This window comes from Proteus sp. LHD240705, from assembly GCF_047921555.1.
Classification (GTDB): domain Bacteria; phylum Pseudomonadota; class Gammaproteobacteria; order Enterobacterales; family Enterobacteriaceae; genus Proteus.
Window position 1 is genome coordinate 161,600 of record NZ_JBLRMI010000002.1, and the last position, 18,038, is coordinate 179,637.

The following is an 18,038-nucleotide window of genomic DNA, read 5'->3' on the forward strand; positions in this document are numbered from 1 at the left end:
CTCCTTAGTCATCCTGATGTGGGAATAATGTATTATCAATCAAATCACAGAGACAATTGACTGTTAGCATCTGAACTTCCTGTATTCTGACGGTGCGTTGAGATGGAATACGAATTTCAACGTCTTGAGGGCCTAATAACCCAGCAAGCTCTCCGCCATCATAACCTGTTAATGCAACAATGGTCATATCTCGTGTAACAGCGGCTTCAACGGCTTTAATAATACTTCTGCTGTTACCGTGCGTTGAGATAGCAAGTAGCACATCTCCAGCTTGTCCTAATGCACGCACTTGTTTTGCATAGATTTCATCGTGCTGCTGATTCCCCATAATTGCAGTCATCACAACGCTATCTGTGTTTAACGATAATGCAGGCAAGCTTGGGCGCTCAGTTTCAAAACGATGGATCATGCTTGCGGCAAATCGCTGTGCTGTTGCTGCTGAGCTACCGTTTCCACAGCTTAATATTTTATGGCCGTTTAACAAAGATTGAACCATCATCATGGCGGCTCTGGAAATGGCATCTGGTAATGCTTCTGCTGCTGCAATTTGAGTTTGAATACTCTCTGTAAAGCAGACTTTGATTCTATCAAGCACGTTAAGACCTATATAATCTAATTTAACGAATAAATTCCGTATAATCGAGAATGTTTTTTAACCATATTAGCTGGCGTTGATTAAATGCACAAATATCAAAGCGACAGTCTGATGTCTCGATACTTTCTTGGCGTTGTGCTAACCAACACTGTGCTGTACGCCACAAGCGACGTCGTTTTGAGGCAGTAATAGAGCTTATTGCATCACCAAATAAGATGTTACGTCTAAAACGAACCTCAACAAATACCCATGTCCTCTTTTCCTGCATAATAAGATCAATTTCTCCGCAGGGATATCGGACATTACGCTCAATCAATATTAATCCTTGTTGGCGTAAATATTTTAGCGCTTTTTGCTCATAATACAGCCCTAAAAAATAAGGGTTTTTAGAAAAAATCATCCATGATTTCCTTCTTTATCTCACTCATAAAATAAACCGCCTTTATGGCGGTTTATTTTAATGATAACTAAATATGTGTATTACTGTACCACAGGTTCAATTTTACCTTGTTTAAACTGCATCCAAGGAAGTTCTCTATAAACAGTACAGTTGTTTTCAACACGTAATGAACCTGAAATACCATTAAAACGTAATGTGCCTTTTGTCAGATCATTGTAATTGTTTGCTAATGACCATGCATCAATTCCCATGGCATAAAGACGCATTAATGAGTAATCGTTCGCAAACTTGCTGGATGCTTTTTGCATTAACGGCAAATTAGCGCCAGCTATCAATGGAATATCACTAAATTGAATACCATCCATCTCCATACGGAAATCAGGGCCTGTTCCACCTTGGTTACTCCGCGAACTAACATAAATTGGTGGACGTTTTTGGGTGCTGATCGCCATATCAATCATTGGCTTAATTAAGGTTAATTCATCGCTGGTGGCAATGATGTAAACCGAATCAATGGCACCACCCGCAGATGGAATAGATTGTGTCTCTAATGGTAAAGGTGCATTAGCTGTTGGTAGAACAGGCGTACCTGTCATACGAATACCCACACCACGGTTAATAGAGGCTTTTAAGCTATCAACAGAACTAAAAGTTTGTTGTAAAACGGTGCCACCACCTGTGCGTTGCCACTCATCAGCAAATGTTTGAGCCATTCTTTGACCAAATTTATTATCAGGAACAATAATTAATGGGTTTGATTTTTGTTGCTGACGTAAATGTTGTGCCGCATTACGTGTTTCATCTTCTGGCGAAAGCGAGAAGAAGCAAACCGTGGTTGCAGAAGGCACATTATCTAACTCATTGAGTGCTAATACAGGTAAACCACTTTGAAGCTCTATCGTCTTCATGACTTCAGGTTTTAGCAGCGGGCCGACAATTAAGTTAGCGCCGTCTTGCTGCACTTTTTTCATTAAAACATCAATAGGCTGGCTATTGGTATCATAAACAATCACTTGGCGTGAGTTTTGTGCAATAGGATCTAAGCGTAATGTTGTATCACCAGAAAATGTTGAGCTCTCTTTTCCTTGATCTTGAGTCGCTTGCGTATTTTCGGTTGTTTCTTTTGCCGTATCTGTTGCTGGTGTCTCTGTATTATTGATGCCCAACTCTTCTAAAATTGATGCAAGGCTGTCATCTTTTTTAGGCTCTTGCGGTGCTGTTGGCATAGCTTGAGGTTGCGGTAAACCACTTTGTGCATCAAGGAAACCTTGGCGAATAGCTTCACCAAAGACTTTCGCTTGCCCTGTTAAAGGTAATAATAATGCGATTTGGCTACTCGTACTCACAGAGGGTTGTGAAAGACGTAATAATGCTGCTGGAAGGGTTAATGCCGCTGGATTACGAGGATAGCGAGTCTGCCATTCTCTGACTGCCGCTGATAGCTTATCAGCATCATCTTTGTTGTATTCATAGGTATTCAGTAAATCTAACCAACCTTGCAGTGTATTTTCATCTGCTTTGATAACAACGCCACGGCGTTGCTCTGGTGTGAGTTTGGTTAGCGTGAGCCATGTATCATCAATATTTTTCTGATGCAGTTGAGGATCAGTAATTAATGTTTCTAACCCAATATAGGCTCTAATAACATCTAAAGATGCTAGCCCTTGAGCGTCATCAATCACTTTTTGAAATTGTTTCATCTCCATTTCTGCTTTTGCAGCTGGAGTGAGAGGTTGTTCTTGTTGCCCCGTCAGGGTACAACCTGACATAATCAACGCAGAGAGTATCGCAGTATAGGATAAACCTGTTTTAAAACGCACAAAAATTGAGGAAAGCATACTGTACCCAGTGATGTTTTATAATTATGCTCAATTTTAAATCGGTCATTCGGAATAAACAATGAATCAACCTAATCGAGCAGCGGTAACGACATCCACACTGTACATAGTACCCACACCTATTGGTAATCTGGGCGATATCACCCAGCGGGCACTTGATGTGCTGTCTCATGTCGATTTAATTGCTGCAGAAGATACCCGTCATACAGGGCTTCTATTACAGCACTTTGCCATTAACGCACGTTTGTATGCGTTACATGATCATAATGAACAGCAAAAAGCGGATCAATTAATTAGCAAATTACAACAGGGGCTAAGTATCGCATTAGTCTCTGATGCAGGTACACCATTAATTAACGATCCTGGCTATCATTTAGTCAATCAATGTCGTAAGAATGGCATCAATGTCGTGCCATTACCCGGCGCTTGTGCTGCTATTACGGCACTTTCTGCGGCAGGGCTTCCTTCTGATCGTTTTTGTTATGAAGGATTTTTGCCAGCAAAAACAAAAAGTCGTCAAGATTGTTTACGCGCATTATCAGAAGAGCCTCGTACATTGATTTTTTATGAATCAACACATCGACTGTTAGATAGTTTAGCTGATATGGTGACAGTTTGGGGTGAAGATCGCTACGTAGTATTAGCGAGAGAGCTCACAAAAACGTGGGAAACTATTCAAGGCATGCCTGTTGGTGAATTACTTAAGTGGGTACTTGAAGATGAAAACCGTCGTAAAGGTGAAATGGTATTAATTGTTGAAGGTTATGAAAAACCCGTTGATGACGATTTTTCCCCAGAAGTATTACGGACACTTGCGATTTTACAAAAAGAGTTACCACTGAAAAAAGCGGCAGCAGTCACTGCTGAGATTTATGGCGTGAAGAAAAATGCACTCTATAAACATGTCATTGAGCAAAATGGTGAAGCTCAAGACGAGTAAAGTGATTTTTTAGCTTCTTTTGCTATACATTTTCTACCAAAATCCCTATAATCCGCACCCTGAGTTGACTAGACAACCGCTGCTTTATCGTTGTCCCTTCGGGGGAGACGGATAGAGGGGAGGAAAGTCCGGGCTCCACAGGGCAGGGTGCCAGATAACGTCTGGGAGGCGCGAGCCTACGACAAGTGCAGCAGAGAGTAAACCGCCGATGGCCTGTTTACAGGATCAGGTAAGGGTGAAAGGGTGCGGTAAGAGCGCACCGCGCAACTGGTAACAGTTTGTGGCATGGTAAACTCCACCCGGAGCAAGACCAAATAGGGGTTCTTATGGTGCGGCCCGCATTGAACCCGGGTAGGTTGCTGGAGCCAGCGCGCAAGTTCTGGCCTAGATGAATGGTTGTCCACGACAGAACCCGGCTTAACGGTCAACTCACCTCATAAAAAACCCTCGATTCACATTGTGTTTCGAGGGTTTTCTGTTTTTAAGCCAATCTAAATCAACTATCACGAAATAATATCAATAAATAAGCCACGAAACTCAGCCGAGCTTTTTAACGTGATACTGTGGCTCTCTTGGATAAAAGCTCCATCACCACACTGAATTTGCCCATTTTCTTGTGTTGATGTTTGCAAATAGGTGCCACCTTTTATGGATTGTAAAAAGCCTTTCTGTCCTTTTATTGGTAGCGTAATTTCATCGCCTGCTTGCAAATGAATATAATAAAGCCAAATTGTTTGCCTTAATATTAATGAGCCATCATCACCGGTAGGTGAAGCTAACAATTGATATTTTAAGTTTTCATCTAAAGCCAATTTTTGTGAAGCTAAACTTTCTTGTTGTGGGCACGCATTTAACCACAACTGAATACGGGTTAACGGTGTATCAGGGCTACTGTTTTTCTCTATATACGTATCAGTATTATGCGGTGAAATAAGTAAGCACTCATTTTCTTTTGCCGTCACTGTACGTCCCATATTATCAAGGTATGTCGCTTCTCCTTGAAGGATCAAGTTAACCACATCAACATGAGGATAAGTCTTTGCTTTAAATTCAGAATTTGGGGCAAGCACTTCTTGGTTGAGAACTCTTAGCGTGCCATAGTCTAAAAAATGAGGGTCAAAGTAGTGGCCAAAGGAAAATGTGTAGCGAGCTTGTAGCCAACCATAATCCGCTTTACCACATTGTTGTGCTGTTCTGTATTTTATCATAGCGGTATTTTTCGAGTAGATTATCAATATATTTATCATAGAGGTATGGACTGTCTATTGTTAGCAAGTTAATCTGGTGCCAATAATCAAATTATTTGATAGAGATAAGTATAATGAGTAAAGACAAAGCAATTACGTTGGAATCTTTACGAGTGATGGATGCCATTGATCGTAGAGGGAGTTTTGCAGCAGCAGCTGATGAACTAAATCGAGTTCCATCGGCACTCAGTTATACCATGCAAAAATTAGAAGAAGATTTAGACGTTGTCCTTTTTGACCGTTCTGGCCATAGAACTAAATTTACTAATGTTGGCAGAATGCTGCTTGATAGAGGACGCATATTACTTGAGGCTGCTGACAAATTAACGTCAGACGCAGAAGCCTTAGCAAGAGGTTGGGAGCCTCATATCACTATCGTTTGTGAAGCACTTACTCCTGCATCTCGACTCTTTCCTTTGGTTGATAAATTAGCTGAAAAATCCAATACCCAACTCTCTTTAGTGACAGAAGTCTTAGCAGGTGCTTGGGAAAGCTTAGAAAGCGGTAAATGTGATATTGTGATTTCACCTGATATGCATTTTCGCACTTCATCAGAAATCAACTTTCGTCCTTTATACAATACCACTAGCGTTTATGTCGCCAGCCCAGATCATCCCATCCATAACGAACCTGAGCCATTAGCCGAAGAAACTCGCTTAAAATATCGTGGTATTGCCATTGCAGATACCGCAAGAGAGCGCCCAGTTTTAACTGTGCTGCTATTGGATAAACAGCGCCGTTTAACGGTCAGTTCTATTGAAGATAAACGCCGTGCTTTAATTGCGGGTTTAGGTGTGGCGACGATGCCAATTGATTTAATTGAAGATGATATCAAAGAAGGGCGTTTACGTGTTGTTGGCCCTGAATATCACCATGAAAATAATATTATTATGGCATGGCGAAGAGACAGCATGGGCGAAGCAAAATCGTGGTGTTTACGTGAAATACCTAAACTCTTTGCGAACAATAAAAAATAGTTTTGAAGCTCAGATAATCTTTAGATTTTATGCTTAAAACAAAAAAAGATCCCCTAGAGGATCTTTTTTGTTTCTAAATTCGTTATTACCAATTTTTATTGAAAATACGATCTAAGCTCCATTTACCTGGACCAGTGATAACCAGTAATAAATATCCACCTGCGATTGTCATATTTTTCATAAACATTAATTGGTTCATGCCTTCAGCAAAATTACTGTGGAACAGTAGTGCGGTTAGAAGAGTAAATACCGCGGTAAAGATTGCTGTTGTGCGAGTTAAGAAACCAAATAAGATTGCTAATCCACCGCCTAATTCTAATAAAATAGTCAGTGGTAATAAGAAACCTGGAACACCCATTGCTTGCATATATTGCTGTGTACCTTCGTAACCACCAATTTTTCCGTAGCCTGCGCTGATAAATAAAATTGGCATTAAAATGCGGGCAATTAATAACGCAATATCTTCAAATTTTTTCATGATGTTTATTCCTAATTAAACTCTATTATTTGCAATGTATATCGATTTGTATTGTATTTTCGTCGGCTATTTTTCTGTTTTTAGATTTAATAACCACGGCTACGTTGTGAGATATATAATAATGTGAGTTGAGTAAAGAGGATATTAAGAAGAATTAACATTCTTAGACAAAAAAATTGATGTTCAATCTGAGGTTTTTTTGAAGGACTTTTGGATTGTACGAATTAAACCAATTGCACCGATAGCACGTTGTCCTAATCGTATGATTTTTTTAGGATGTTTAATGCTGTAAAGAGAAATAAAACTGGCACCCACTAAAAGCGCGGGTTTTAACGAAATGATAATTCTCCATGCTTTATCATAAGGCTCAGTCACATCAAGCCAAGTTTGCGTGCTTTGCCCTAAATCAGAGCGCTGTTGCTGAATTTTATTCAACAACAGCTTTTTACGTCTTGCGAGGATCGCCTGCTTATTTTGTTTGTTCATCATGATATTGCTCCAAAAGACGTTTATCTAATTCCAATTGCTGGCGAGTATCGCCTAACAAGGTGGAATTTCGCGCTTTTCTTAATGTCATGATGGCACCAATCAGTGCACAAAAAAGTAAAGTAGCGGTTGTGATGGCTAAAGCATGGACTCGATATTCAGGTGGAATAACCCAAAAAATCAGAATAAGTAGGCTCATTAAGCCAAAAGCGGTGAGCAACAAAGTAACACCAGCCATTAAAATAAGCTGGATAAGCGTGGTTTTTTCTTCTTCTAGCTCAACGGCAATCAAGTTTAGGCGTGTTTCAACCATGCCTATCATGATAGCGCCAATCTTACTGAGAGAATTCAGAACCCCAGATGCGGGGCCCTGTGGTCTTTGCGTATCACTCATGGGTGATTAGCGTTTAGCTAGAAGAACACCAAGAACAACACCAACTGCAGCACCAATGCCGACACCTGTCCACGGATTTTCACGAACATAGTTGTCTGCTTTGCCTGCAATTTCTTTGGTATTATCGACAATTTCACGACCTGCATCGCTCAATTTTGCACGAGAACCTTTGATTGCCGATTCTGCTTTTGCGCGTAAGCTTTGGATTTCTTCTTTGGATTTATCAGCAGAGGAGTTCAGCACTTCTTCTAGAGTATCAGCAAGAGATTTCAATTCACTACGCAGATCTTCATTTGAACGTTGATGAGACATAATTAACTCCTTTAATAGTGACAGGTTAATACTTATAACCATAGACCAATTTTATCTCTTAATAAAATTAAATATTGATGTAACGAGGTAAAAAAGAGAAAAGTCTTAATTAAACGGGAATATTTACTGTATTGCTTGAGATAAAAAAAGAAGAGGTCACCCATAAAATAAAAGCCTGTTCAGTTATCTGAAACAGGCTTTAAGTATGAGTTTTATGACTCTATATCGTATTCAGAATGTCTTGATATTATTAGAAAAAGCAGCGCTTTAGCTCACTTTCTTTTTCTTTTTAATCACAACCCAGATACTACCAATTAATCCCATAACTAATAGGCAAACTGGTAATAGCATAAGGATATTCATTAAATGGTGTTCATATTGGCGAAAGAGCGGGCTATTACCTAATAAGTAACCTAACGTGGTCAGTATACCAACCCATAAAAGCCCACTTAACCAATTGAAGATTTGAAAGCGCGTGTTGTTTAATCCAGCAAGACCTGCAATTGTTGGCAACAGTGTTCTCACGAAGGCTAAAAAACGTCCAATTAACAGTGCGGCTAAGCCATGACGATGAAAAAGCCCATGAGCACGTTGGTGGTAATGTTCTGGCAGATGCGATAGCCAACTGCGTACTAATTTAGTATTTCCAAGCCATCGCCCTTGAAGATAGCCCAACCAACAGCCTAGGCTCGCGCCTGCAGTCAAAATAAGTAAGGTTAATGGAAAATCCATTGTATCTTTAGCAATTAACACGCCCACTAAAATTAATAAGCTATCTCCTGGTAAGAAAGCTGCGGGCAATACTCCGTTTTCTAGGAATAGTATGGTGAATAATAAAATGTAGATAATCCATATTAATGAAGGATTAGCTAAGGTTTCGTAATCTTGGTGCCATAGCGCCAAGAATAGCTCTCTTACGATTTCCATATAAAAGGCTTCCTAAAACTGAGTCATTTGGGGGTAAATATAGAATCAATAGGTGTTGTAATCTATTTACCCGTTTTCTACTTCATAGGGTCTATTTTTCATTGTTTAAAACAGCAACACTCTAACAAAATCATGAAAAACTAGACAGAAAATTTTTTAACTGGATGACGACACTATTTATACATGGATATTGGATCTCGAAAAATAGACATCTAATCTCTTTTTGAGTTCAGAATAGGCGCTTTTAAAAAAGAAAAGCTTAAGATGAGGGATAATACCAAGAGGTGTTCTCTATTTTATAGCGTTCATAAAAGATAAGTTTTTAATATTAATTGTGCAAAAATAAAGCATTATCTTGTTTATTATTTATTCAAATCAAGAAGGGCTAGAGAGAATAATTGTTAGCGATAATGTTAATAAAAAAGACTATTAATTGATTAAGAAAATCTAAAAGAAGAGAAACAAAATAAAAAATAAGTAAGGTGACTAGGTATAACTTACTGATAATAATAATTTCTTTCATTTCATGTTGGTCTATTAAAAAGAACAAAATCCTATTATGATCACAGTTATGTTATTTTATTGTTAACAAAAATGGTTAATGCTGTATATTTTGCATAATCAGCTTTTCAGCGCGATTCAATTCCTTATACTGGCATTGCAAACACTCAAAAATGCCTTTTTTAAATATTATTTTAAGTAATGGAATAGCTATGGATAAACAACAATCCAGAGTCTTCAGCCTGTTCTTTCAGGGAAGTCTCGTTAAACAAATTCTCGTGGGATTAGTCGCAGGGATCTTACTTGCTTGGTTAGCGCCAGAAGCTGCCAAAATGATGAGCCTGTTAGGTACTCTGTTTATTAGTGCATTAAAAGCTGTTGCCCCTATCTTAGTTTGGGTGCTGGTTATGGCTTCAATTGCAAACCACCGTCAAGGGCAAAAATCTAATATTCGTCCTGTATTAATTTTATATCTGTTAGCAACGTTCTTTGCTGCGTTAACCGCAGTTGTTGCCAGCTTTATGTTCCCATCAGTTTTAACGCTAGTTGTTAACGAATCACAATTGTCACCACCTGAAAATATTGCTGAAGTTCTTAAAGGCGTATTAATTAATGTGGTTGCAAACCCTGTTGATGCGCTTATCAATGGTAACTATATGGGCATTTTAGCGTGGTCTATCGGGCTTGGTTTAGCATTACGCCACGCAAGTGATACTACTAAAGCCTTAACGCAAGATTTAGCTGACGCAGTAACTAACTTAGTGCGTGTTGTTATTCGTTTAGCGCCTATCGGTATTTTCGGCTTAGTGTCATCAACGATTGCAACAACTGGCTTTGAAGTCTTAGCAGGTTACTTACAAGTTCTTGCTGTATTGATTGGCTGTATGTTGTTCGTTGCTTTAGTCGTGAATCCACTGATCGTATTTTGGAAAATCCGTAGTAATCCATATCCATTAGTGTGGGCATGTTTGCGTGAAAGTGGTGTAACTGCCTTCTTTACACGTAGCTCAGCTGCAAATATTCCAGTGAATATGGCAATGTGTCGTCGTATGAATTTAAACGAAGATACTTATTCTGTTTCAATTCCATTAGGTGCAACCATTAATATGGGTGGTGCTGCAATCACTATCACTATTTTGACATTAGCTGCGGTTAATACACTGGGTATGCCAGTCGATATTCCAACTGCGTTATTGTTAAGTCTTGTTGCTGCGATTTGTGCGTGTGGTGCATCAGGTGTTGCAGGTGGTTCTTTACTGTTAATTCCACTGGCTTGTAGCATGTTTGGTATTAGCAATGATATCGCTATGCAAGTGGTTGCTGTGGGCGTGATGATCGGAGTGTTACAAGATTCAGCTGAAACCGCACTGAACTCATCAACTGACGTTCTGTTTACTGCAACAGTTTGTATCGCTGAAGATAATCGTATTTCAGAAAATCCATTAACTGAAAAAAATAATGGGTAAAAAGGGTAAGTAGTAAGACAGGAAGAGTAGTAAAAATAATAATTAATAAAAAAATAGAACCCCACATTTTGTGGGGTTTCTTTTTGTCTTGCTAACCTTAATTGATTAAATTTCAAGGGCGAGTTCTGTGCCTTGCCTAATAGCGCGTTTTGCATCTAATGCACTGGCATCTTTTGCTCCACCAATAAGATGAACTGTTTTGTTTTCTTTTTCTAAAGGCGTAAGTAATGGGTGATAAGCACGTTGCCCTGTACACAATATAATATTATCAGCAGGGATAAGCTGTTGCTTTCCATCCTGTTCAATAATGAGACCTTCTGGTGTGATCCTTTGATAGTTGCAATGGGTTAAAAATTTAACGCCTTTTTTCTCTAGCGTTAAACGATGTATCCATCCCGTTGTTTTACCTAAGCTTAAGCCTATTTTCCCTGCTTTACGCTGTGTCATAACAATGTGTTTAGTATCGTCTTTTGAATGATTTGCGGGTTTTATGCCACCACGATAAGAAAGTGTCGGATCAATACCCCACTCTTTATTAAAGGCGCAAGGACTTAGGCTACTACATTGCCCTTTTTGCGTGAGATAAAGGCTGGTATCAAAGCCAATTCCGCCACTCCCCATGATCACGACATTTTTACCTACGGGCTGGTGGTATTTAAGAACGTCGAGATAAGATTTCACAATGGGATCATCAAGTCCTTCAATCTCAGGAATATGAGGTTTAACGCCACTTGCTAAAATCACCTCATCAAAGTTTTCAAGATGTTCAGGAGTGGCTTCGGTATTATTTTTAACAATGACTCCCGTGAGTTGTAATTGTCGTTTGAAGTAACGTAATGTCTCTTGAAATTCTTCTTTCCCCGGAATTTGACTGGCGATATTAAGTTGACCACCAATCACATCTTCTTTTTCAAACAGTGTGACATGATGGCCTCGTTTCGCGGCGGTTACCGCAAAAGATAATCCCGCGGGTCCCGCACCAACAACAGCCAGTTTTTTAGGTTGTTGAGTTGGAATAACCAGAAGTTCGGTTTCTTGACAAGCAAAGGGATTAACTAAACAAGAGGCGGTTTGACCTGAAAATATTTCATCAAGGCATGCCTGATTGCAAGCAATGCAAGTATTGATTTCATCTTCGCGCCCCTGTTGTGCTTTAAGCACAAACTCAGGATCAGCAAGGAAAGGGCGAGCCATTGAAACCATATCAGCACAGCCTTCAGCTAAAATAGCTTCTGCGGTTTGTGGTGTGTTAATTCGGTTTGATGTAATCAGTGGGATATTCACCTTTCCCATTAATTCGCGTGTGACATTCGCAAATTGGCCTCTTGGTACCATCGTGGCAATGGTCGGAATTCGCGCTTCATGCCAACCGATCCCTGTATTAATCATTGTAGCGCCCGCTTTTTCAATGGCTTTGGCAAGATAAAGTACCTCTGATGCCTCTGCGCCATCTTTGATTAAATCCAACATAGAAAGGCGGTAAATAATAATAAACGCCTCGCCCACGGCTTTCTTAATGCCTTCAAGAATACGTAAAGCAAAGCGACAACGATTTTCGATATTTCCTCCCCACTGATCGTCTCGCTGATTAGTGTGTCTGACTAAAAACTGATTAATTAAATAGCCTTCCGATCCCATTATCTCAACACCATCATAACCTGCCTTTTGAGCTAATTGAGCACAATGAATGTAATCATTGATGGTTTGTTCGATTTGTTCATGACTCATGGCTTTTGGCATAAACGGGGTGATTGGCGATTGAATAGCTGAAGGTGCAACTAAATTAGGTTGGTAGCTATAACGGCCTGTATGCAATATCTGTAATGCAATTTTACCGTCTTGTTGATGAACCGCATCAGTAACAAGTTGATGAGTTGCCAGTTGGCTTTCAGACATCAATGTTGCAGCGTGTGGCAATAACACGCCTTGTTTATTGGGAGAGATCCCTCCAGTCACTATTAGTGCAACACCTGCCGCGGCTCTTTGGGCATAAAACTGTGCAAGTTTTGGGGCATCATTCGGATTTTCTTCAAGTCCAGTATGCATAGAGCCCATAAGAATACGGTTTTTAAGTACGGTAAACCCTAAATCAAGAGGCGAAAATAGATGAGAATAATGTGCCATCAGATACCCTTTTTATACTGGTCAGATGAGATATCTATTAGCATAACGAGAAGTGAGTGATTAAGAGTTTATTATGTTAATAAGTTGTGATCTTAATCATGGAAAAGGTGAATGGCGGGCTATAAATCAATAATAATCTAAGTGATTAGTTAATGAGAACAAATAGTGATAATAAAAATCACACTCATTCATAATATTTCATCATATAATGTAGTGTACCTATTAATACGTATTAAAAACACACTTCACTATTTTGAATTTGGAGACGTTATGATTAATAAATTTAATCAACTTGTTGACTGTTCTGACTTGGGTAAATTGGTATTACGTGTTTCTCTTGGCGTTTTAATGTTATTACATGGACTTCATAAAATGGAACCGGGTGGATTAGCAGGTATTCAGGGAATGTTGGCTAATGCTAATCTACCTGCATTTATTGCTTATGGCACAGTGATTGGAGAAGTTGTTGCGCCTATTCTATTGATTATTGGTTTATTTACTCGTGCTTCAGCGCTGGTTTTAGCGGGTACAATGTTTGTTGCTGTACTGATGGTGCACTCAGGTGATTTATTTGCACTAAACCCTAAAACAGGGGGATGGGCACCAGAAAGCGCGGGCTTCTATTTATTTGCGGCAATTGCTGTCATGTTTTTAGGTAGCGGTCGTTTCGCTGTTAAGAAAGATTAATAAATTTAATAATCAATAAATTTGAATATTATCTTTATAACTTGATTAAAATTGATGAATGAACGCCCAGTTTTATCTTGAACTGGGCGTTTTGTTTTCGACAACGTAGTTAATTATCGTTTATAAACTAAAGTCGTTTTTATTTTTGATTTGGTGGCGTTAATTTAAATACTTTTTCATTTTCGCCTAGCCACTGACGAGCTACTTGGTTTATATCGTTAACACTTAATGTTTTTATAATGGCAGAGTCAGTAAGTAAACGCTGGTACTGTTGGTCATCAGTTGCAACTTGAGCCAGAGCATCCGTCCAATAGCTTGCACTGTCATTTACCTGTGAATTTTCAGTTAGCCAGATATTTTTAGCCTCTTGTAACTCTTTATCTGTAATGCCTGACTGTTTAACTTCATTCACGACTTTACGAGCAAGAGTAATTAATTCATCTGCACGCTCAGGTGATGCCGTAAAGTTTAAACGGCCAGTATAGTAGCTTGTAGGGACTTTCGTTAACATTTCAGAGAAACCAAGAGAGTAAATTCCTCCAGCACGTTCACGTAGATTAAGTCTTAAGCGTTGGCTGATCATCGTATCGAGTAAATTTAGCGCTAATACTTGTTGCTGTGACCATTGAGCTGGCGCTGCATATTGAATGCTAATCATGCTCTTATCACTACTTGCAATAGGATATGTTTTGCTAAACGAGGTGAGTTTAGGATTAATAGCGGGATCTGCCCAAAATAAGCGTTGCTCTGAACGTGTTGGCAGACTCGCAATCCAGCGCTCAATTAACGGTTTAACTTGATTAAGGTTCACGGGACCACTGATAACTAACGTCATATCAGCAGGTTGCCCTAAAATCATTTGGTTGGTTTGCTGTAATTGTTGGGCAGTAAACTGCTTCCAAGCACCTTGAGGAGAAACCACTAAACGATCGCCATTTTGATAACTTTCTTTATTGATATTATCTAAGAACGTGCGTTCAACAGGCGTTTTTGAAATGCCTAATGCCATCGCTTGTTTTTGTTGCTCTAATTTCTCGCCATTAAATTGCGGTGATGTGATTTTTAAGTGCATTAACGTGAGTAAAGTTTCCAATTCATCAATGGGCGCTTCACCACGGAAACCGTGGAATAATAGTTCACTGTAAGGGCGTAAACTAATTTGGTGTTGTTTGGTAAATAACGCTAATTCGCGAGCGTTATAATGACCATATCCACTGACTTCAGGTAATTTTAATGCCCATTGCACCATGCCTAAGCTTTGATTGGTTTCAAGGGATGAACCACCCGGAATACGCAGTGAAACTTGAATATTATCTTTAAGATAACTGTCATTTTTCACAATCACTTTTACGTTATTGCTCAGTGTCCACTCTTGTGTTTTTTCAATCGGCAGTGATTGCGTTGAAACAATGGAGCCTGTTTGTTCAGGTTTGATATCTAACACAACGGCTTGCGTTTTTAACGTAAATGCACCTGGATTTGATTGTCTAATTTCTTGCCAGCGTTGTGCTGCTTTAGTTGCACTAAATACATTGGCATCACTATCAGGGCCAATAACCGCCACTCGTGGTGATGCTTGTTTTAGGTATTGAGCAAAATAGTGTCCAAGTGTTTCAGGTGTCACTTTATTGATGAGTTGATAGCTTAAATTTAATGCCTGTTTTTTTGTTTGAATTGGCATCTCCAATTCGATCGCAGTGGTAATTTGATTGGCTAAATAATCGTGCTCGTAACGTTCTTCGCCCGCTGCTTGTTGACTCAGACGCTTTAACATCGCATTGCGAGCATTATCTAACTCTTCTTGAGTTACTGGAACAGAGGCTAGGCGTTGAACTTCGGTAAATAAGATATCTAATGCGCCTTGGTAATCATTACCTTTAGGGTGCGCAATCATCAATTGCTGTGAGCGGCGAGAGTCTAACATTGCGCCTTGCGCATTAGCGCTAATGGACGCAATCAAGCCATTATCGACGATAGTTGAGAAGCGTTGATTTAAAATCGATAGCCATAATGAATCCATTAGGTCTTCATATTGACCTTGGCGGCTATTTAAAGGTGCAGGCAAAGTACGTTGCAAGGTAAATTGCAAAATACGTGAGCCTTGTTCTTTATCGAAAATAGTCTTAACGAGTAAATCTTTATGATCGATAAAGTTGTGCCAAGATGGGTCGTCAATCCCTTTGTTCTCGCTATTTTTAGCGTTAAACAGTTGTTTAATATCTGCGATTGCATCGCCTTGATTAAAGTTACCCACCAGCACTAAAGCCATTCTTTCTGGTTGATACCAAGCATCATAATAACGTTTCGCATCTTTTACATCGCCATATTTAACGATGTCTAAATCACCAATAGGATCACGATCCAGATAACGGCTACCGTAATAACGCAATTCTTCTAACTGGCGGTTAATTCGAAAACCAATCCCCTGACGTAAACGCCATTCTTCAACAATAACAGGGCGCTCTTTATCAAACTCAATAGGGTCAAATGTCATTTCAAATGCCCAATCTGATAAGATTTTTAGCCCTGTTTTAATTTGGATGGGATTTGCATTCGGCAATGACAATTTATAGGTAGTTGCATTTAAACTAGTTGCTGCATTAACGTGGCTACCTAATTTCATGCCTAGGCTTTCAAGTTGTTTAAAGCCCGTTGTACCCGGAAAGTGTGTGGTGCCTTTAAACGCCATATGTTCGGTAAAGTGTGAAAAACCAAGTTGCTTTTCATCTTCTTGCACAGAACCGCTTTTCACTAATAGACGCATTTCAACGCCAGTTTGTTGGCGTTGCAGTAAGTAGACGTCTAAACCATTATCTAATGTAAAATGGCGAACATCAGGGCGCAGAGATAGCGTATTTTTGTCATTTTGATTAGGGGTGCTTGCAGCACACCCTAAAAGTGAAAGACTGACTGAAACAATCAGTAAATTACGATACATATTCGGTAGCTCCAGCAGGTTGAGAGGAGGATACGGTAGGGGCTTTTAATGAAAGCACATTATCTGCAATCACATGTGTAAAGCGCTGGTGGCTGACTAAGGCAATACCCGCAGTTGGCAGATGTTGTTTTAGCAACTTCAACATGCTTAATGCATTTTGTTCATCAAGTGCTGATGTGGTTTCATCTAGTAAAATAAGCTCTGGTTTATTGAGTAATAAACGGGCAAAAATAAGGCGTTGTTGCTCACCACCTGATAGGCGTGTTGTCCAATCAGTTTCCAGTGAAAGTTGATTTTTTATTTTATCTAAGCCCACCAAATGAAGCGCTTCTTCGTACTCTTTGGCGGAGAATTGATTAGGCTGATAAGGATAAGCGAGCAAACTATCTAAACGCGCAAAAGGCAGATACATACGTTGTGGGATCCAACACACATTTGGTGAGCGTTGAATTTCCCCTTTGAAATAAGGCCAATGTCCACTTAATGCTCTAAGCAGTGTTGATTTACCTAAACCAGAACAACCTTCGATAACGGTTAATTCACCCGCTTTTACAGAGAAGTTAATATCTTGGATTAACAGGCTGTTATCTTGCATAAATAGAGAAAGATTGGCTTTCAACTTAATCTGTTTATCATTTAAATCAGTGACTTCTGGCTCATGATCGTGCTCTAAAAGCACCACGAAATTGTAAAGACGCGTCACCGTTGCTTGCCATGCAGCAATCTCTTTATAGGAGAAAATAAACCAGCTTAATGCACCCGCAACGCTAGAGAATGCTTGTCTCAACTGCATTAATCCCCCTAGCATTAATTCGCCAGCAAGGAATTTAGGTAAGGCAAAAATAATTGGCGCCATTGCAGTAGCTTGTTGGTAGCCCACAGTGAAGAATGCAAGATTTCTTTCGTAGCGGATAAGGTTATTCCAGTTATGAATAACCCCTAAAAAACGGCCCATTAATTCATTACGATCACTGATTTCACCACGTTGGCCTGCAATTGCATCGCCATGTTGTTTACGGGTGATGAGAGCAGCACGGTAATCAGCTTCTTTGCGCTGTTTATCCATATTAATTTTACGCAGTGGCGAACCAATAAACTGCGTAATAGTGATCCCAATAATGGTATACACAATACAAGCCCAGAACATATAGCCAGGAATTGTCCACTCGCTACCACCTAATGTGAAAGAGATAGCGCCAGACAGTGACCAAAGAATGGTGGCAAAAGAGATAAGCGTGAGTAACGAGTGCAAAAATGTCACGGTTAAACGCATTGTTGATTCGATCAGTAAACGAATATCTTCTGCAATACGCTGATCTGGGTTATCAGGCTCTTGAGAAGTGAGTCTTAACATATAGTGTTTACTGTTTTTTGATAACCAGCGATCAAGCACTTTTTCAGTCATGCCTTCTCGCCAGCGAATGACCATTTTTTGGCGTAAAAAATCGCCCATTACTACCACAGTAATTAATCCCGCAATAATAATGACAAATTGTTGAAGGAGCTTGTATAACGCTTGTCCGTCAAGTTGTTGTAATGCGTTATAGAAACTGCCATTCCATTCATTCATTTTGACGTTAAACCAAACCGATGACAGGGTTAAGGTTAATGAGACAATCAACAGAAACCAGCAGTAAAGGGCGGCACGCCGCCCCCAAAAAGGTGAAACTAAATAGAAAAATTGTTTTATTGTTTTCATTGCTTATTGGTCATATTTTTATTGTTTAT

General features: G+C 39.5%; 16 protein-coding genes and 1 other RNA gene. 5 read left to right on the top strand and 12 right to left on the bottom strand.

The genetic code is table 11. The features are described 5' to 3' along the window. Positions 1–4 precede the first annotated feature (4 nt). From diaA to ACNART_RS04190, 3 genes are all read right to left on the bottom strand, one after another. Entirely contained in the window at positions 5–595 is a 591-nt protein-coding gene (gene diaA, locus ACNART_RS04180; protein WP_004245257.1) for a DnaA initiator-associating protein DiaA, read from the bottom strand. 22 nt (positions 596–617) lie between these two features. Further along, on the bottom strand, positions 618–995 hold the full coding sequence (locus tag ACNART_RS04185) for a YraN family protein (RefSeq protein ID WP_198619290.1): 378 nt from the start codon (positions 993–995) through the stop codon (positions 618–620). 80 nt (positions 996–1,075) lie between these two features. Then, positions 1,076–2,833, bottom strand: coding sequence for a penicillin-binding protein activator (locus tag ACNART_RS04190; RefSeq protein WP_416303446.1), 1,758 nt, complete (start codon positions 2,831–2,833; stop codon positions 1,076–1,078). A gap of 61 nt (positions 2,834–2,894) precedes the next feature. On the opposite strand from ACNART_RS04190, the gene rsmI reads away from it, so the two are divergent. Together rsmI and rnpB are read left to right on the top strand one after the other, a co-directional pair. Further along, positions 2,895–3,773: a 16S rRNA (cytidine(1402)-2'-O)-methyltransferase gene (gene rsmI, locus ACNART_RS04195; RefSeq protein WP_023582842.1), complete on the top strand. Its 879-nt coding sequence runs from the start codon at positions 2,895–2,897 to the stop codon at positions 3,771–3,773. 60 nt (positions 3,774–3,833) lie between these two features. Continuing rightward, an RNA gene (gene rnpB, locus ACNART_RS04200) (RNase P RNA component class A) lies at positions 3,834–4,209 on the top strand. A 67-nt stretch (positions 4,210–4,276) separates the two neighbouring features. Here the strand turns inward: rnpB and ACNART_RS04205 are convergent. Continuing rightward, entirely contained in the window at positions 4,277–4,981 is a 705-nt protein-coding gene (locus ACNART_RS04205; protein ID WP_368927424.1) for a pirin family protein, read from the bottom strand. 113 nt (positions 4,982–5,094) lie between these two features. On the opposite strand from ACNART_RS04205, the gene ACNART_RS04210 reads away from it, so the two are divergent. Further along, the gene (locus ACNART_RS04210) at positions 5,095–5,997 is read left to right on the top strand and encodes a LysR family transcriptional regulator (RefSeq protein ID WP_023582840.1); all 903 of its coding nucleotides are present in this window, start codon (positions 5,095–5,097) and stop codon (positions 5,995–5,997) included. Between the two features lie 85 nt (positions 5,998–6,082). Here ACNART_RS04210 and ACNART_RS04215 read toward each other — a convergent pair whose 3' ends face one another. From ACNART_RS04215 to ACNART_RS04235, 5 genes are all read right to left on the bottom strand, one after another. Continuing rightward, a complete protein-coding gene (locus ACNART_RS04215) occupies positions 6,083–6,475 on the bottom strand; it encodes a DoxX family protein (RefSeq protein WP_023580968.1) in 393 nt (130 codons plus the stop codon). Positions 6,476–6,658: 183 nt separating this feature from the next. Next, positions 6,659–6,964: a YqjK-like family protein gene (locus ACNART_RS04220; protein WP_232797544.1), complete on the bottom strand. Its 306-nt coding sequence runs from the start codon at positions 6,962–6,964 to the stop codon at positions 6,659–6,661. Further along, positions 6,945–7,355: a phage holin family protein gene (locus ACNART_RS04225; protein ID WP_160229968.1), complete on the bottom strand. Its 411-nt coding sequence runs from the start codon at positions 7,353–7,355 to the stop codon at positions 6,945–6,947. The genes ACNART_RS04220 and ACNART_RS04225 overlap by 20 nt, the downstream gene beginning before the upstream one ends. A 6-nt stretch (positions 7,356–7,361) precedes the next feature. Continuing rightward, positions 7,362–7,667: a DUF883 family protein gene (locus ACNART_RS04230; RefSeq protein ID WP_098941181.1), complete on the bottom strand. Its 306-nt coding sequence runs from the start codon at positions 7,665–7,667 to the stop codon at positions 7,362–7,364. Positions 7,668–7,934: 267 nt separating this feature from the next. After that, positions 7,935–8,594, bottom strand: a complete 660-nt coding sequence (locus ACNART_RS04235) for a DedA family protein (protein ID WP_109371893.1) — start codon at positions 8,592–8,594, stop codon at positions 7,935–7,937. 713 nt (positions 8,595–9,307) lie between these two features. On the opposite strand from ACNART_RS04235, the gene sstT reads away from it, so the two are divergent. Next, positions 9,308–10,561: a serine/threonine transporter SstT gene (gene sstT / locus ACNART_RS04240; RefSeq protein ID WP_109371891.1), complete on the top strand. Its 1,254-nt coding sequence runs from the start codon at positions 9,308–9,310 to the stop codon at positions 10,559–10,561. Between the two features lie 105 nt (positions 10,562–10,666). Here the strand turns inward: sstT and ACNART_RS04245 are convergent, their stop codons facing one another. After that, on the bottom strand, positions 10,667–12,685 hold the full coding sequence (locus ACNART_RS04245; RefSeq protein ID WP_198632066.1) for an FAD-dependent oxidoreductase: 2,019 nt from the start codon (positions 12,683–12,685) through the stop codon (positions 10,667–10,669). Between the two features lie 270 nt (positions 12,686–12,955). Here ACNART_RS04245 and ACNART_RS04250 point away from each other — a divergent pair, with 270 nt between their 5' ends. After that, positions 12,956–13,372, top strand: coding sequence for a DoxX family protein (locus ACNART_RS04250; protein WP_198619294.1), 417 nt, complete (start codon positions 12,956–12,958; stop codon positions 13,370–13,372). 139 nt (positions 13,373–13,511) lie between these two features. On the opposite strand, the gene ACNART_RS04255 is transcribed toward ACNART_RS04250, so the two are convergent. Then, on the bottom strand, positions 13,512–16,310 hold the full coding sequence (locus tag ACNART_RS04255) for a M16 family metallopeptidase (RefSeq protein WP_198632067.1): 2,799 nt from the start codon (positions 16,308–16,310) through the stop codon (positions 13,512–13,514). Further along, positions 16,300–18,009, bottom strand: a complete 1,710-nt coding sequence (locus tag ACNART_RS04260; RefSeq protein WP_416303447.1) for an ABC transporter ATP-binding protein/permease — start codon at positions 18,007–18,009, stop codon at positions 16,300–16,302. Before ACNART_RS04260 ends, ACNART_RS04255 begins: the two co-directional genes overlap by 11 nt. Positions 18,010–18,038 lie beyond the last annotated feature (29 nt).

Coding starts and splice junctions, on each gene's coding strand:
- ACNART_RS04185 (WP_198619290.1), bottom strand. CDS start 995: ATGATTTTTTCTAAAAACCCTTATTTTTTAGGGCTGTATTATGAGCAA.
- ACNART_RS04190 (WP_416303446.1), bottom strand. CDS start 2,833: ATGCTTTCCTCAATTTTTGTGCGTTTTAAAACAGGTTTATCCTATACT.
- rsmI (WP_023582842.1), top strand. CDS start 2,895: ATGAATCAACCTAATCGAGCAGCGGTAACGACATCCACACTGTACATA.
- ACNART_RS04205 (WP_368927424.1), bottom strand. CDS start 4,981: ATGATAAAATACAGAACAGCACAACAATGTGGTAAAGCGGATTATGGT.
- ACNART_RS04210 (WP_023582840.1), top strand. CDS start 5,095: ATGAGTAAAGACAAAGCAATTACGTTGGAATCTTTACGAGTGATGGAT.
- ACNART_RS04215 (WP_023580968.1), bottom strand. CDS start 6,475: ATGAAAAAATTTGAAGATATTGCGTTATTAATTGCCCGCATTTTAATG.
- ACNART_RS04220 (WP_232797544.1), bottom strand. CDS start 6,964: ATGATGAACAAACAAAATAAGCAGGCGATCCTCGCAAGACGTAAAAAG.
- ACNART_RS04225 (WP_160229968.1), bottom strand. CDS start 7,355: ATGAGTGATACGCAAAGACCACAGGGCCCCGCATCTGGGGTTCTGAAT.
- ACNART_RS04230 (WP_098941181.1), bottom strand. CDS start 7,667: ATGTCTCATCAACGTTCAAATGAAGATCTGCGTAGTGAATTGAAATCT.
- ACNART_RS04235 (WP_109371893.1), bottom strand. CDS start 8,594: ATGGAAATCGTAAGAGAGCTATTCTTGGCGCTATGGCACCAAGATTAC.
- sstT (WP_109371891.1), top strand. CDS start 9,308: ATGGATAAACAACAATCCAGAGTCTTCAGCCTGTTCTTTCAGGGAAGT.
- ACNART_RS04245 (WP_198632066.1), bottom strand. CDS start 12,685: ATGGCACATTATTCTCATCTATTTTCGCCTCTTGATTTAGGGTTTACC.
- ACNART_RS04250 (WP_198619294.1), top strand. CDS start 12,956: ATGATTAATAAATTTAATCAACTTGTTGACTGTTCTGACTTGGGTAAA.
- ACNART_RS04255 (WP_198632067.1), bottom strand. CDS start 16,310: ATGTATCGTAATTTACTGATTGTTTCAGTCAGTCTTTCACTTTTAGGG.
- ACNART_RS04260 (WP_416303447.1), bottom strand. CDS start 18,009: ATGAAAACAATAAAACAATTTTTCTATTTAGTTTCACCTTTTTGGGGG.